Below are 16,056 nucleotides of genomic sequence, written 5' to 3' on the forward strand. Positions count from 1 at the left end.
AAAATAAAAAACCCCGTAAACACTAGTGTTACGGGGTTTAATTGTGGAGTCGGAGGGATTCGAACCCTCGTCCAAACAAGCAATGTTACTGCTTTCTACGTGTGTAGTCTCTGTTTAAATTTTCGTGAGATTGCCGGTCAGTGACTACCAACGCACCCCTTATCTTCAATTAAGTTTCTCTCTCGCATCAAAGCCCTACAAGAGATAGGTTTACTTTTACGAAGTCACTATATCGATTGCCGTAAACCAAGGCTCTCGAGTGACTTCCTGCTTGTCTACCTTGTAGACCGAGGCGTAATCTTACTATAATTCAGATTATGCAGCTAGGGCGTAGTTATTCTCGCCGTTTAAAAAAGTTGAAATATGAGATTTACGAGCTATTTTCCAGCGCTCGACACGCTTACAATACCATTGATCTCGCTGTCAAAACCAGTCGACCCCAGTAGTATCACTCTCACACGTACTCCGTAACTCATAAGCTGTAAAGTTTATAAGATCTCTTGTACGCTTTCGCGAAAGCGGAATAGCAAATATAGCACTAAACCTTATATTTGCTCTTAATAAAATGCAAAAGCTATACCAACAATATAGCCTGCCAAAACTTCACACACATTATGAAATTTGCCATCATCACAGAACGTAAGAATCCACCAGACAGAAGAGTTGTTTTCTCACCAGAAAAACTAGCCGAAGCACGAGAGCAGTTTGAAGATGCAAGTTTTGTGGTTGAGGAGTCAGACATACGCGTTTTTCCAGATATGGCATATACCATAAACGGTTTTGATGTAGAGGAAGATATTACAGATGCAGATGTAATGATAGGAGTGAAGGAAGTGCCTCTTGATGCTTTAATGCCTGGTAAAAAGTATTTCTTTTTTAGTCACACCATAAAAAAGCAGCCCTATAACCGCAAGTTGCTCAAGGCTATTCTTGATAAAAATATCGAGATGTATGATCACGAGGTTATTACTAGAGCAAATGGAGCACGTCTTATAGGCTTTGGCCGTTATGCAGGACTCGTAGGTGCTTACAACGGTTTTAGGTTGCTTGGACAACGCGATAACCTATTTGAGCTTCCTAAAGTAGAGAACCTAGCAGATCTTAATGCCGTAAAAGCAAAACTTGATAAAATCATAGTACCTGCCATAAAAATTTGTCTTTCTGGAAGTGGTAAAGTAGCCAGAGGCGCAAAAGAAATACTAGATCACCTTAAAATAAGAGAGGTGACAGATCAAGAATACTTAAGTCAAGAATTTACAGAGCCAGTATATTGCCTCATAGATGTACTAGAGTATAATAAAAGAACAGATGGACAGCCAGGTAGTAGAGCAGAGTTTTATAAAGACCCTTCTGGTTATGAGAGTGATTTTATGAAGTATGCAAAAGTTACAGACTACTTTATAGCCGGTCATTTTTATGGAGATGGAGCCCCTTACTTGTTTACACGAGAAGACGCAAAACACCCAGATTTCAAAATCAACCTAGTTGCAGACATATCTTGCGATATAGATGGCCCAGTGGCAAGCACCATAAGACCATCTACTATTGCTGAGCCTTTTTATGGGTACAATCCACATACAGAGAAAGAAGATAACTATAAGAATGAGAGCGTGATAGCTGTGATGGCGGTAGATAATCTTCCTTGTGAGTTACCTAAGGATGCTAGTGAAGGTTTTGGTGAATTATTTTTAGAACACGTCATTCCTGCGTTTTTTAACGGTGATAAAGATGGTATACTTGAGCGCGCTCGTATGACACAAGATGGTAAGCTTACACCACGCTATGCTTATCTTCAGGATTATGTAGATGGTAAGGAATAGTGTTAAAAATGGCATAATTTTCTTACATATGTGGATTTATACTTTGGTGCCGTTCGTATCTTTAGTTGCTGAATGCAAAATAATTAGATGAAAGTTTTAATAACAGGTGCTACGGGATTAGTGGGGACAGCCCTAACAGAATTATGTCACAATAATGGAATTGATGTTAACTATCTAACAACATCAAAAGATAAAATACAATCAAAAAATAATTACCAAGGATTTTACTGGAATACAAAAACAGACGAGATAGATGAAGCTTGTTTTGAAGATGTAGATACCATTTTTCATCTTGCTGGAGCTACGATTGCCCAGCGCTGGTCTGTAGAAAATAAGAAAGCAATTTTTGAAAGCCGGGTTGTTACAACTAGATTACTTTATAATACGCTTTCGCGAAAGCGTAAAAAAGGTGAAAATATAACTGTAAAGCATTTTATTACAGCCAGTGCTGTAGGGGGGTATCCATCTTCTTTTACAAAACTATATGATGAGTCTTATCCTGAATATGCATCTGGCTTTTTGGGTCAAGTAGTAGAGCAATGGGAGACCGCTGCGCTGGAGTTTCAAAAAATAGATGTTATGACCTCTAGAGTACGCACAGGGGTAATACTTGATAAAGAAGCAGGAGCGTTACCTAAGCTTATGAAGCCTATTTCTTATGGAGTAGGTGCGCCGCTAGGTACTGGTAAACAATGGCAATCGTGGATACATATAGATGATATGGCTGGTATATATTACCACATTTATAAAAATAAATTATCTGGAGTTTATAATGGCGTTGCACCCTCACCAGTAACTAATAAAAAGTTTACAGAAGTGGTGGCAGATGAGCTAGGTAAACCACTTATACTTCCTAAAGTACCTGCATTTGCTCTTAAACTTATGCTGGGCGATATGGCTGCGGTAGTTTTAGAAAGCCAGAAAGTAAGTGCTCGTAAAATACAAGAAGACGGTTATAGGTTTAAATACAGTGATATAGATAGTGCGGTAGCAAACTTGCTCGCATAAAAAAAAGCCACTCAATAGAGTGGCTTTTTAATTATATAACTTTTTGAGCTTAAGCTTTTGTAGCTTGTAGCTTTACAGTAAGCTGGATATCATCTGAGATAAATTTATCTCCTAAGTTGTCAAAAATAGATTTTGATCCATAGTTTACTCCCCAGTTTGTGCGGTCTATTGTAAATGGCTCACTTGTAAGTGTCATATTTGCTCCATCTACGCTGTAAGTTACAGGGAACTCAATGTTCTTCTTCTGATCTCTTATTGTAAGATTACCTTGCATCATTTTTTTTCCTTCTTTTTCTATAACTCCAGTTACTTCAAAAGCTGCTGTAGGATATTTTGCCACATTAAAGAAGTGATCTTCTTTACCCTCTGCCTGTCCTTTAAGGTGTCCTTCAAGAGAAGCTTTTCCTTTTCCTTCTAGATCTGTAACAGTAATACTAGTCATATCTATTAAGAAGGTACCTGTAATTTTGTCTCCAGCCACTTTTACAACACCACTCTCGATGTTTATAGTGCCCGTGTGATTTTCTGTAGGTTTGCTTCCTACCCAGTCTATGGTAGACGCACTAGTGTCTACAGTAAATTTCATTGCATCTACTACAGTTGCAACTTCTTTAGCTTCGGTAGCGTCAGTTTCGTTTGTTTTGTCTCCCTTACAAGACACAGTTACTGCGATAAGAGCAACCACTGCGAGTGTATTTAAAATTTGTTTTTTCATTTTGATATTTAATTAGTGAGTTGCAAAATTAACATTTATTAGAAGTAGCTTTCTTAATTATTTCATAAATGCGTGATTTAATAAGAAGTATGCCTGTCACCAGTAAGTAGTATGCTTCATATTATTAATTTCAAAGAGTGGTACACCTGCTTATTTTGATTCTAAAAAAGCAGTGACATTTTGACATTTTATAGCAATTGGCAGTACTTTTGCCACTTCAGTAAAAAATTGATTTAAGACCATTATGGCAACAGAAGATAAAAAACAAGATACAACCGTAGACGAGGCTGCTCAAGAGCAACTTGTAAACGAGGCAGCACAAGCAAATGATACTAAAGATGCCGAAGAAGCGGCTCCTAAAGATGAGCGTACAGAGCTAGAGGTTGCTCAAGACGATCTTGCTGCCGAAAAAGATAAGTTTTTACGCCTATTTGCAGAGTTTGAAAACTACAAAAGACGCACTACAAAAGAACGTATAGAATTATATAAAACTGCCGGTCAAGAGGTAATACAAGCATTACTACCTGTGGTAGATGATTTTGATAGAGCGCTTAATGAGTTTAAAGGTGATAAGGATGACATACACGTGAAAGGTATGACTCTTATTAGTAATAAATTTAAGGAGACCCTTAAGTCTAAAGGGCTTGAAGAAATGGAAGTAAAGGCTGGAGATGCTTTTGATGCAGACCAGCACGAGGCTATCACCCAAATTCCTGCACCTAGCAAGAAGCTAAAGGGTAAAATTGTAGATGTGATTGAAAAGGGGTATAAACTAGGTGACAAGATCATCCGGTTTCCTAAAGTAGTTACAGGGCAATAATATAAATAGTATAAGGAGAAGTGTAGGTGAGGGCTTACCATCCTTAATGATTTAAGAGTACTCAGTCTTACTGAGTTTTTATTATGAAAGAAGATTTTTACGACATATTAGGTATCTCAAAAGGAGCTACTGCAGCAGAGATTAAGAAGGCATACCGTAAGAAGGCAGTACAGTATCACCCTGATAAAAACCCAGGAGATGAGACTGCAGAGGCAAACTTTAAGAAAGCAGCAGAGGCCTATGAGGTATTAAGTGATGAGCAAAAACGTGCTCGATATGATCAGTATGGTCATCAAGCCTTTGAGGGCGGCGGCGGCTTTGGCGGAGGCGGGATGAATATGGATGATATCTTTAGCCAGTTTGGGGATATCTTTGGCGGCGCTTTTGGCGGTGGCGGAGGTGGTTTCTCTGGTTTTGGTGGTGGCTTTGGCGGTGGTCAGCGCCGTGTGAAAGGAAGTAACCTTCGTATACGAGTAAAGCTTACACTAGAAGAAATAGCAAACGGTGTAGAGAAGAAAATCAAGGTAAAACGTAAGAAGCAAGCAGCTGGTGTTTCATATAAGACTTGTACAACTTGTAATGGTGCTGGACAAGTAACCAAAATCCAGAACACTATCTTAGGTCGTATGCAAACTAGTGCACCTTGTACTACTTGTGGTGGCTCAGGACAGATGATAGATAAGCGTCCTTCTGGAGCAGATGCTCAAGGACTTACTGTAGAGGAAGAAACTGTAAGTATCAAAATTCCAGCAGGAGTTGTAGATGGAATGCAACTTAAAGTAACGGGTAAAGGTAACGAGGCACCAGGTAATGGAATCGCTGGAGATCTACTTGTAGCAATAGAAGAAAAAGATCACGACTTTTTACAAAGAGAAGGAGATAATTTACACTACGACCTTTATATAAGTATAAGTGAGGCCGTACTTGGTACGTCAAAAGAGATAGATACTGTAACTGGTAAAGTGCGTATCAAAATAGAAGAAGGTGTACAGAGTGGCAAGATTTTACGTTTACGAGGTAAAGGTATCCCATCTATAAATGGGTATGGTAAAGGAGATTTACTTGTGCACGTAAATGTGTGGACACCTAAGATTCTTAACAAGGAGCAAAAGCAGTTTTTTGAAAAAATGGCTGCCGATGATAACTTCTCACCAAACCCAGAAACAGGTGATAAATCATTCTTTGAGAAGGTGAAAGATATGTTCTCATAACAAGACCCTTTCAAATTTTATGAAACCAAATTAATCGGGTTCATAAAAAAAAGTTATATTTGAATAACGTTAAACAATGTTTGACGTTATTTTTCTTTTTCATAGCAATTTTTTTTCCCATCCTGAGCTTACGCCTAGGGTGGGTTTTGCTTTTAAGACGTTTTGTAATTAAGTCATTGTACACTGGTGAGCGCTCTTTAATTATTCTTGTATCTACAGGTTTATAAATTTCCTAAAATATACCCAACACGCATACGTCACTCAGGTCATATCCCTATCTTAGCTTGATTAACGTCTTTATATGAATTCACTACTTGTAGCAGATACAGTTTCAAAAAAGTTTGGAGACTTTACTGCACTTAACGATGTGTCTATTACCGTACCAGAGGGAAGTATTTTTGGACTTTTAGGTCCTAATGGAGCTGGTAAAACGACACTTATACGCATCATTAACCAGATTACAATGCCAGACACTGGTAGTGTGACCTTAGGGGGAGAACCTTTGCAGCAACATCACATACGCGATATAGGCTATATGCCAGAAGAGCGCGGTTTGTATAAATCTATGAAGGTAGGAGAGCAGGTGCTCTATCTCGCGCAGCTCAAAGGAATGTCTAAGGCAGAAGCAAAAACGAGAGCAAAGCACTGGTTTGAAAAACTTGAGATAGGTGACTGGTGGGGTAAAAAAATACAAGAACTCTCTAAGGGACAAGCTCAAAAAATACAGTTTGTGGTTACGGTAATGCACCAGCCTAAATTGCTCATTTTTGATGAGCCTTTCAGTGGTTTTGATCCTATAAATGCAAATCTTATTAAAGACGAGATTTTACAACTTAGAGATGAGGGTGCAACGGTTATCTTTAGCACACACCGTATGGAGTCTGTAGAGGAGCTATGTGATCATATTGCACTCATAAATAAATCTAACAAGATTTTGGATGGTGAGATAAACACCATAAAGAGAGCATATCAAAACAATACATTTGATATAGGGGTACAGGTGGTAGATGAGACCGCTTTCGCGAAAGCGCAACAACAACTAGCCTCTTCTTTTAAAGTTACTCCTGCACAGTTTAAGAGTTTAGGTAATGAACATAAATTGCGAGTTGAAATGGGTGATAATGGTACGCCAAATGAGCTATTAAGCACCTTACAAACATATGGACAAGTAACACACTTTGTAGAAGTGATCCCGAGTGTAAACGATATTTTTATTCAAACCGTTAGTCAGAACAAATGAGCATCCTTTCTTTAATAATAAAGCGAGAGTATATCGCACGAGTAAGAAATAAGTCATTCTTGATAATGACTTTTCTGAGTCCGCTTATTTTGGTAGGTATGATACTGCTTATCTCTTATTTAACGCAGCTCAATAGTGAAGATAAACGCACAATTGTAGTGGTTGATGAGTCTGGACAATTTGAAACTGTATTTTTTAATACGGACAAGACAAGCTATGTAAATCTTAGTGATCAAGGGCTTGATGCCGGTAAAGAAGTTGCAAAAGATGATGCTTATTATGGTCTCATTCATATCTCAAAAAACCCAGAAACTGCTACAAACCCTGTTACGTTTTATGGTAATGAGACACCCTCTTTTGATTATATAGGAGATATAGAAGATCGTATCGAAAAGAGGATTACAGATCAAAACCTAGTTGCACAAGGCATAAATCTCACGGTACTAGAGACTGCAAAAAGTACGATAGATATTAATATAGAAAACTTTTCTGGTGAGTCTAGCTCAAAGATGAGTAACTGGGTAAAAGCAGGTTTTGGTGGTGCTGCTGGTTATCTTCTTATGATGTTTATTATTATATATGGTAATATGGTAATGCGTTCTGTGATTGAGGAAAAGACCAATAGAATTATAGAGGTAATCATTTCTTCGGTAAAGCCTTTCCAGCTTATGATGGGTAAAATATTGGGTACAACTCTAGCAGGCATCACTCAGTTTGCTATATGGGTTTTAGTGGGTGGAGTTTTACTAGTGGTACTTACGGCATTTTTTGGGGTAGATCCATCTGCCGCCACTGCTGTAAACCCTGCTGCATCGCAAGCTCAACAAATAGCCCAAGACCCTAATATGATGATAGAATTGCTCCAAGAGGTACAAAAATTACCTTTGCTACAGCTAGTGGGAGGTTTCTTTATTTACTTTATAGGCGGGTACTTTTTATATAGTTCTATTTATGCGGCCATAGGCGCAGCGGTAGATAATGAGACAGATACACAGCAATTTATGCTACCTATCATTATGCCACTTATGCTGGCTATATATGTAGGCTTTTTTGCTGTAATAGATAATCCTCACGGTACGGTAGCAACTGTGTTTTCTATTATACCGCTTACATCACCTATTGTGATGTTAATGCGCATACCCTTTGAAGTGCCACTATGGCAAATTATACTATCCATAACATTACTTATAGCCACCTTTGTTTTTACAGTGTGGTTTGGATCAAAAATATATCGAGTAGGAATCCTTATGTATGGAAAAAAGCCTACTTACAAAGACTTAATTAAATGGTTAAAGTACTAGCGTTACTTCTTTATCTACAAGAAGAAACGGTAGATAAGGTAAAGGACATCATAGAGCAAGATATCTGGGGCACAATAAAAGAGTGGCTTAGTTTTGAACTTATAAGTTTAGGTAAAGAACCTAATCATATAGGCTTTACTGTAGGCCACCTTATTATGCTTATTGTTGCCTTCATACTCACAAGTATTGTTCTTAAGTGGGTACGTGTTTTAATGACACGTAGGATGGAAGGTGATGACAAGCTCAAGTTTGTAAGTGTTTTTAAATTTATAAAATACATTGCTTATATAGTAGTAGTACTCGCAACGATGAGTGCTTCTGGGATAAATATAACCGTGCTACTTACAGCCTCTGCAGCATTATTTGTAGGTCTTGGTCTTGCTCTCCAAGAAGTCTTTCAAGATGTAATAGGTGGGATTTTAATAATGGTAGATAAATCAATTTCGGCAGGTGATATTATTGAGATGGATGGTCGTGTAGGTAGAGTTTTTGAAATAAAACTACGTACCACAAGAGCCCTTACAAGAGATGATAAAGTGATTATAATTCCTAATCACAAGTTTATTACAGACACGGTCTATAACTACACCCAGAACCATAAAACTACAAGAGAAAATGTAAAAGTAGGTGTTGCATACGGTAGCGATACCAGAGCCGTAGAAAAGATATTACTGGACTGTGCAACAGAGCATCCAGATATTTTAAAACATCCTAAACCTTTTGCGCTTTTTGAAAACTTTGGCGATAGCTCACTAGATTTTGGGTTGTATTTTTTTGTGCGTGATAGTTTTGTAGATCCTAGAATAAAAAGTGCGCTTAGATATGCGATAGATGACCGCTTTCGCGAAAGCGGAATTACCATCCCATTCCCGCAGCGCGATTTACATCTTTTTAATACTGATAGACCAGTGTTTGTGCCAAAGGAGAAATCTGAGGAGAATATTTCACTTTCAAAAAATGACACTATAGATGATTAAACAAGCCAGATTTATTATTGCTTTATTATTGTTTACAGGGACAATGAGCGCACAGTTGACAGATTTGGCACGAGTAGAGTATACCTATTTCCCACAGAGTGATTCAGATAATTCTTTTAGGAGGTTTAGATCATTTATAAACGTACCTGTAAAACTTAAAGAAGATGTTTATCTCGTACCAGGTTTTGAGTACCGTAATGTAAATTTAAAGTTTGAAGATGTTACTCCTTTTAGCCGTGAGGATCTGGATAGATTTCAATCTTTTAGTCTTTCGCTAGGCTACACGCAAAAATTAAATGATAAATGGCGTTTGGGTGCAAAAATAGGCACAAGGGTTACCTCAAATTTTAGTACAGAATCTTTTTCTAGTAGTGATGTAGTGCACACCGGCGCAATATATTTTATAAATGATAAGACTAAAGATGGTCTTGATAAACCGTGGAGACTTATTGTAGGTGGGAGATATGACACAGAGTCTGGTAGACCGTTTCCATTACCTTTTGTAAATTACTATCGTGAGTTTCATCCAGACTGGTCGTTTACCTTAGGGGTGCCTAAATCTAATATAAAGCGCTATTTTGGTAAAAACAGAGAACATATCATTCAGAGTTTTTTAAGTCTTGACGGTTTTTATGCAAACATTCAAGATAATGTAGAAGTAAATATACCAGAAGGGGAGTTTGAAACAGCAGAGAGTATCTCTATGACGGTTGCCCTTTTTGGATTAGGGTATGAATATTGCTTTACAAAACATCTAGTGTTTTATTTTTATGCTGGACACACCGTTATAAACGACATACGACTACGTGATGGAGATCGTAATGACGTTTTTACAATAAATGATAAGAACACCTTTTATGGTCGTTCTGGAATAAAATTTAAATTATAATAATGGCAAAGATTTTAATTATAGAAGATGAGGCTGCGATAAGACGTGTTCTTACCAAAATATTATCTGAAGAGAGTAAGGAGTATCAGGTAGAAGAAGCTGGAGATGGCCTAGAGGGTATAAACAAAATTAGAGAAGAAGATTATGACCTTGTGCTTTGTGATATTAAAATGCCAAAAATGGATGGTGTTGAGGTGCTAGAGGCTGCACGTAAGCTCAAGCCAGAAGTACCTATGGTAATGATCTCTGGTCACGGTGATCTTGATACAGCTGTAAACACAATGCGCCTAGGCGCTTTTGATTATATATCAAAACCACCAGACCTCAATAGATTACTTAATACTGTGCGCAACGCACTAGACCGCAAAACGCTCGTGGTAGAAAATATAAAGCTCAAAAAGAAAGTGAGCAAGAAGTACGAGATGGTAGGTGAGAGTGAAGAAATAGGGCAAATCAAAGCGATGATTGAGAAGGTGGCTCCTACAGATGCACGAGTACTTATTACAGGACCTAATGGAACAGGTAAAGAACTTGTGGCACACTGGCTACACGAAAAAAGTGAACGTTCTAAAGGACCACTTGTAGAGGTAAACTGTGCCGCAATACCATCAGAGCTTATAGAAAGCGAACTCTTTGGCCACGTAAAAGGAGCTTTTACAAGTGCAAATAAGGATCGCGCAGGAAAATTTGAAGCAGCAAATGGGGGTACCATCTTTCTTGATGAGATAGGCGATATGAGCCTATCTGCACAAGCCAAAGTACTAAGAGCACTACAAGAAAGTAGAGTGCAGCGAGTAGGTAGTGATAAAGATATTAAAGTAGATGTGCGCGTAGTAGCAGCGACTAATAAAAACCTAAAGCAAGAAATTGCAGATGGAAATTTTAGAGAAGATTTATATCACAGGCTTGCGGTTATACTAATCAAAGTACCTGCACTTAATGACCGTCGTAACGATATTCCTATCCTTATAGCACATTTTGCAAAGAAGATCTCGCAAGAGCAAGGCACCGCGCTTAAAACGTTTTCAAGCAAAGCCATAGACCTTTTAAAAGCCTATGACTGGACGGGTAATATACGAGAATTACGCAACGTGGTAGAGCGTCTTATTATCTTAAGTGGGGCAGAGGTTACCGAGGGAGATGTTAAACTATTTGCAAGTAAATAACATAACTTGAAAACTTTTATATCTTTATAAAACATCAATTAAAATCAAATAATATGAAAAAAATTACTCTTTTAGTTTTACTATCAACCTTTGCATTAGGAGCTCAAGAAGGCTTAGTGCAAAATAATGGTCTTGAGACTGCCTCAGCACAACGTGATGCGCAAGCTATTATTTTTGATCAACCTTCTGCTGGTGGTAGCGGGATTGTTTCAGACGTTTTTAACGGGATCCCAGGTGCAGTTTACTCTGCAGATGACTTTATTATAGAGGCAGAAAATATTGCCGAAGTTGATATGATTACCGTTTATGGTTTTCAGAATTCTGGAAACTTCCTTACAGCTATAGAAGGTTTTGACCTTTTTATTTATGCAGATGTAGACGGTTTACCAGGCGGAGATCCTTCTGGAGCTGGTGAGGCTGCCTTACTAGAAATTGTAAATCTTGCGCCAGATAGCCCAGCATTAACAATAGTAGAAACTGTTTCAGATGATCCAATGTTTTCAAATTCTTACGATCTTACAGTAGATGTTACGGTTGCAAATGGAGAAGCATTGACCTTAGATGCTGGTCTTTACTGGATAGTAGCCGCGCCTCGAGTAGGTGCTGGTGTGACAAATTCTCCAGATAGATGGGTCTGGTTTGATGCAGGGGTAGATGTAGGTGAGCAAGCACATCTAATTGATGTAGATGATATTTTTGGTGCGGGAGCAACATCGTGGACACCATTTACAGATCTTGGATTAACTTTTGACTCAATAGCGTTTACTATAGAAGGTACAGAGACGCTTAGTGCTGGTAATAATGGAAATATAGATTCATTTTCTGTACACCCTAACCCTACTGTAGATCGTTTTAATATTACAGGTACAAACAATCTTTCTGTAAAAGGAGTTACTATCTTTAATTTATTAGGTCAGAGCGTACTTACCTTAGATGGTAATATGACTACAGTAGATATTTCTTCTCTGAATAAAGGAGTTTATGTAGTAGAAATACTTGGAGAAAACAATACAAAAACAACAAGACGCATTGTAAAAAAATAATGAGACCTTGTACTCATTAACTTAGTCTAAAGTAAAAAGGTTGTCTATTGGCAACCTTTTCTTTTATATTTATATATGGATTACAACACATTTAAAGTAACAGCGCCCGTAAAGCTTTCAGATAAGAGCACGACGCTTTTTCAAGATCAAGAAGAAAAAGAACTAGAGAAAAAACTCAAAAAAGTACGCAAGCAGCTCGGTAAACTTCAAGACACAATGTACGCGCACGATAAGTATGCGGTACTCGTATGTTTGCAGGGTATGGATACCTCTGGTAAAGACAGCCTTATAAGAGAAGTCTTTAAAGACTTTAATGCTCGTGGTGTTGAGGTACAAAGCTTTAAAGTACCTACAGATCTTGAGCTGGGTCACGATTACCTGTGGCGTCATTATATCGCACTACCTCAGAGAGGAAAATTTGGTGTGCACAACCGCACACATTATGAAAATGTACTAGTCACGCGCGTACATCCCGAGTATATTCTGGGTGAAAACCTACCAGATGTCCACACGGTAGAAGATGTAAATGACGCTTTCTGGGATAAGCGTTTTGAGCAGATCAAAAACTTTGAAAAGCATCTTGTAGAAAACGGGACACTTATCTATAAGTTCTTTATGCATCTATCAAAAGGTGAACAAAAAAATAGATTGCTACGTCGTCTGGAGAAAAAAGAAAAAAATTGGAAATTTTCTGCCGGCGACCTCAAAGAGCGCAAGCTATGGGATACCTATCAAACTTATTATGAAGACGCTATAAACCGCACCTCCACAGATAAGGCACCGTGGTACGTTATCCCTGCAGATAATAAACCCGCTGCTCGTCTAGCAGTTGCAAGCATTTTACTAGAGACACTCTCGCAATATGAAGATATACAAGAGCCAGAACTAGATGATAAAACAAAAGCAAATCTTTCAGCATACAAAGAACAGTTAGAAAATGAATAAAGTACTCAAAAACATCTTTACGGTTGCTGTAGTGGTGGGGGTTTCCGCTTTCGCGAAAGCGCAAAACGACTCAATCACCGTACGTAACATCTATACAGAAGCATTAACAAAAGGGCAGAGCTACCAGTGGCTTGATTACCTCTCTAATGATATAGGCTCTCGCCTAAGCGGAAGTCTAGGTGCCGAAAGAGCCGTAACCTGGACAAAAGCCGAACTTGTAAAGGCAGGCCTTGATAAAGTCTGGTTACAACCGGTAATGGTACCTAAGTGGGTACGTGGCGAGGCAGAAAGAGCACATATAGAAGGAGAAAATGCACGCATAACCTCTGTGCCTATTTGTGCACTAGGAGGATCTGTGGCGACTAAGTCTGTAGGACTTAGAGCAAACGTAGTAGAGGTAATGGGTATAGAAGAGCTCAAAGCGCTTGGGGAGGAAAATGTAAAAGGTAAAATAGTCTTTTATAACCGCCCTATGAATGATGAGCTTATACGCACCTTTCAAGCGTATGGTGGTTGTGTAGACCAGCGATATGCAGGAGCTATGGAGGCTGCAAAGCTAGGTGCAGTGGGAGTGATAGTAAGGTCTGTTACGCACAGTATAGATGATTACCCACATACGGGGTCTATGTCTTATGGAGATTTACCTGTGTCAAAACGTATACCTGCCGCTGCCATAAGTACAAAAGGGGCAAACCTGTTAAGTACATCTTTAAAGCTCAATCCAGAGTTAAAATTCTTTTACAAGATGTCTTGTAAAAATATGGGAGAAGTTGAGTCGTACAATGTGATAGGTGAGATAACAGGGAGTGAGTTTCCTAATAAATATATGGTTGTAGGTGGTCATTTAGACTCTTGGGATCTAGGAGATGGCTCTCACGATGATGGTGCAGGAGTTGTACAGAGTATGGAAGTCTTACGACTTATGAAGGCAGTAGGATATAAACCTAAGCATAGCATACGTGTGGTATTATTTATGAATGAAGAAAACGGTTTACGTGGAGGTAGAAAATATGCAGAAGAAGCTAAGGCAAAAGGTGAGCAACACATCTTTGCACTAGAGAGTGACTCAGGTGGGTTTACACCTAGAGGCTTCTCTTTTGATACAGATGATCGTAATTATAATGAAGTACTAAGCTGGAAATCGCTTTTTGAGCCTTACCTCATACACGACTTTACAAGAGGAGGTAGTGGTGCAGATATTGGTCCACTTAAAGCTACAAATGAAGGGATTGTACTAGCTGGCTTACGACCAGACTCGCAACGTTATTTTGACCATCACCACGCGGCAAATGATACTTTTGATGCGGTAAATAAACGAGAACTAGAACTAGGCGCAGCAACTATGACAAGTCTTGTGTACTTAATGGATAACTATATTCAAAAACCTGCCAAATTAATACAGGCACCCATAAAGCAATAAGGGTTTTAGATAATGCCTTTTTCTTGATAAATGGCAATACCTTTATCTATCATATCACTAATGGATGCTTCTAGCGAGGCGCCCTTTTCTTTATTAGCTATAACGTTTAAGATTTGTTATTTTCACAGCTTTTAACCTAAATCAATTATTCGTGAATAAGTCAATTACCAATCCTTTATTTCTTTCTAAGATATTGTCTTTAATTTTAGTTGTTTTGACTATTTCGTCTTGCTCTGGTGAGGATGAAGAAGCAACAATGCCAACTTCAGACGACAGTGGTGATATGATGGAGGAAATTAATTTACCTCCTAATTCTTTTTCCTTACTAAACGTACCTAATGAATCATTAGGCGTGACAGTAGTTCCTACGCTCGAGTGGACAACTTCGGTTGATCCTAATGGAGATACAGTTACTTATGAACTATTTTTAGACACATCTAGTAATCCAGTAACAAGTATAGAAGAGAGTCTGTCTAATGTTTCTTATACTTTAGTTAATCCATTAGAGCCGTACCAAAAATATTATTGGAAAGTTGTAGCAAAAGACCCGAGTGGAGAGTTAACTACGAGCCCTATTTTCAGCTTCACCACAAGTGGAGTTATATTTCCTCAACAAGCTTTAGTTTCCGAAGCTCCTTTTGAAGGCAGGATTAGTCATAGTTTATTGAATTTTAATAACAAGTTATGGCTTCTTGCAGGTTTTGCAGGAGGACCAACATACTATGGAGATTTATGGAATTCTGAAGATGGTGAGAATTGGTCACTAGTTTCAGAGGTGGCACCATTTGGACGTAGATACTTGCAATCTGCGGTCGTTCACGATGGTAAACTTTGGGTTATAGGAGGTTACAATGGAGATGATTTAGAGTTTACTAATGACGTTTGGAGTACAGAGGATGGGCTGTTATGGACTCAGGAAACGGCAAATGCTGCTTTTGCGCCAAGAGGTAATGCTTCATTAACAAGTTTTAATGGCTCATTGTGGTTAATAGGTGGTGTTCAAGAAAACAATGCAGGATTTATAAATGAAGTTTGGAACTCAACAGATGGGATTAATTGGACATTAGTAAATGATAATCCAGCTTTTAGTGAAAGAAGTTCTCATAGTGCGTTTGTTTTTGAAAATAAGTTATGGATTGTTGGTGGAACCGTAACTTCTAGTTTAAGCTCTAACGAAATATGGAATTCTACAGACGGAAACACGTGGACCCAAGTCCAAACCAACGGAGAAATATTTACAGAAAGGACTTTAAGCTCAATACAAATTTTTGATGATAGAATTTGGCTTTTTGGAGGTTTACAGAATAGTACTTTAGGAAGCTCTGACGAAATATGGATGAGTGAAGATGGTGAGAACTGGAACTTAGCTATAGATAGAAGTGTCTTTGGTAAGCGATATTCAGTAGCAACAACTGTTTTTCAAGATCGAATTTATCTAGTTTCTGGAAGTTTAGAAGATGCATCAGAAATCCCAAATGATGTTTGGGTATTTGAATAAAAT

14 protein-coding genes and 1 other RNA gene are annotated in these 16,056 nt (G+C 38.3%); 13 read left to right on the forward strand and 2 right to left on the reverse strand.

Features of this window, described 5'->3' with window-relative positions; genetic code table 11:
- Positions 1-41 precede the first annotated feature (41 nt).
- Positions 42-441, reverse strand: a transfer-messenger RNA (tmRNA) gene (gene ssrA / locus Q0948_RS10925).
- A gap of 173 nt (positions 442-614) precedes the next feature.
- Here ssrA and Q0948_RS10930 point away from each other — a divergent pair.
- Together Q0948_RS10930 and Q0948_RS10935 are read left to right on the forward strand one after the other, a co-directional pair.
- Positions 615-1,820 carry an NAD(P)-dependent oxidoreductase gene (locus Q0948_RS10930; protein WP_298352322.1) on the forward strand — a complete coding sequence of 402 codons (1,206 nt, stop codon included), beginning with the start codon at positions 615-617 and terminating at the stop codon, positions 1,818-1,820.
- Positions 1,821-1,907: 87 nt separating this feature from the next.
- Positions 1,908-2,828: a TIGR01777 family oxidoreductase gene (locus Q0948_RS10935; RefSeq protein ID WP_298352325.1), complete on the forward strand. Its 921-nt coding sequence runs from the start codon at positions 1,908-1,910 to the stop codon at positions 2,826-2,828.
- 49 nt (positions 2,829-2,877) lie between these two features.
- Here the strand turns inward: Q0948_RS10935 and Q0948_RS10940 are convergent, their stop codons facing one another.
- On the reverse strand, positions 2,878-3,543 hold the full coding sequence (locus Q0948_RS10940) for a YceI family protein (RefSeq protein WP_298352328.1): 666 nt from the start codon (positions 3,541-3,543) through the stop codon (positions 2,878-2,880).
- Positions 3,544-3,787: 244 nt separating this feature from the next.
- Between Q0948_RS10940 and Q0948_RS10945 the strand changes: the two genes are divergently transcribed.
- The 11 genes from Q0948_RS10945 (at position 3,788) to Q0948_RS10995 (ending at position 16,053) form a co-directional block, all read left to right on the forward strand.
- A complete protein-coding gene (locus Q0948_RS10945) occupies positions 3,788-4,363 on the forward strand; it encodes a nucleotide exchange factor GrpE (RefSeq protein ID WP_298352330.1) in 576 nt (191 codons plus the stop codon).
- 83 nt (positions 4,364-4,446) lie between these two features.
- Positions 4,447-5,574 carry a molecular chaperone DnaJ gene (gene dnaJ, locus Q0948_RS10950; protein WP_298352333.1) on the forward strand — a complete coding sequence of 376 codons (1,128 nt, stop codon included), beginning with the start codon at positions 4,447-4,449 and terminating at the stop codon, positions 5,572-5,574.
- Positions 5,575-5,875: 301 nt separating this feature from the next.
- On the forward strand, positions 5,876-6,814 hold the full coding sequence (locus Q0948_RS10955) for an ABC transporter ATP-binding protein (protein ID WP_298352334.1): 939 nt from the start codon (positions 5,876-5,878) through the stop codon (positions 6,812-6,814).
- Positions 6,811-8,115 (forward strand): ABC transporter permease, encoded by a 1,305-nt coding sequence (locus Q0948_RS10960; RefSeq protein WP_298352337.1) that lies wholly within the window; start codon positions 6,811-6,813, stop codon positions 8,113-8,115. Before Q0948_RS10955 ends, Q0948_RS10960 begins: the two co-directional genes overlap by 4 nt.
- Positions 8,100-9,092, forward strand: a complete 993-nt coding sequence (locus Q0948_RS10965) for a mechanosensitive ion channel domain-containing protein (RefSeq protein WP_298352340.1) — start codon at positions 8,100-8,102, stop codon at positions 9,090-9,092. Before Q0948_RS10960 ends, Q0948_RS10965 begins: the two co-directional genes overlap by 16 nt.
- Entirely contained in the window at positions 9,085-9,981 is an 897-nt protein-coding gene (locus Q0948_RS10970) for a DUF6268 family outer membrane beta-barrel protein (protein WP_298352342.1), read from the forward strand. Before Q0948_RS10965 ends, Q0948_RS10970 begins: the two co-directional genes overlap by 8 nt.
- 2 nt (positions 9,982-9,983) lie before the next feature.
- Positions 9,984-11,147: a sigma-54 dependent transcriptional regulator gene (locus tag Q0948_RS10975; protein ID WP_298352345.1), complete on the forward strand. Its 1,164-nt coding sequence runs from the start codon at positions 9,984-9,986 to the stop codon at positions 11,145-11,147.
- Positions 11,148-11,200: 53 nt separating this feature from the next.
- Entirely contained in the window at positions 11,201-12,190 is a 990-nt protein-coding gene (locus tag Q0948_RS10980; protein ID WP_298352348.1) for a T9SS type A sorting domain-containing protein, read from the forward strand.
- A 75-nt stretch (positions 12,191-12,265) separates the two neighbouring features.
- Positions 12,266-13,135: a PPK2 family polyphosphate kinase gene (locus Q0948_RS10985; RefSeq protein ID WP_298352351.1), complete on the forward strand. Its 870-nt coding sequence runs from the start codon at positions 12,266-12,268 to the stop codon at positions 13,133-13,135.
- Positions 13,128-14,555 carry a M20/M25/M40 family metallo-hydrolase gene (locus Q0948_RS10990; RefSeq protein WP_298352355.1) on the forward strand — a complete coding sequence of 476 codons (1,428 nt, stop codon included), beginning with the start codon at positions 13,128-13,130 and terminating at the stop codon, positions 14,553-14,555. Before Q0948_RS10985 ends, Q0948_RS10990 begins: the two co-directional genes overlap by 8 nt.
- A gap of 214 nt (positions 14,556-14,769) precedes the next feature.
- Complete coding sequence (locus Q0948_RS10995) at positions 14,770-16,053, forward strand: hypothetical protein (RefSeq protein WP_298352358.1); 1,284 nt, start codon at positions 14,770-14,772, stop codon at positions 16,051-16,053.
- The last annotated feature ends 3 nt before the right edge of the window (positions 16,054-16,056 follow it).

It is taken from the genome of uncultured Dokdonia sp., from assembly GCF_947496725.1.
In the GTDB taxonomy this organism is placed as follows: domain Bacteria; phylum Bacteroidota; class Bacteroidia; order Flavobacteriales; family Flavobacteriaceae; genus Dokdonia.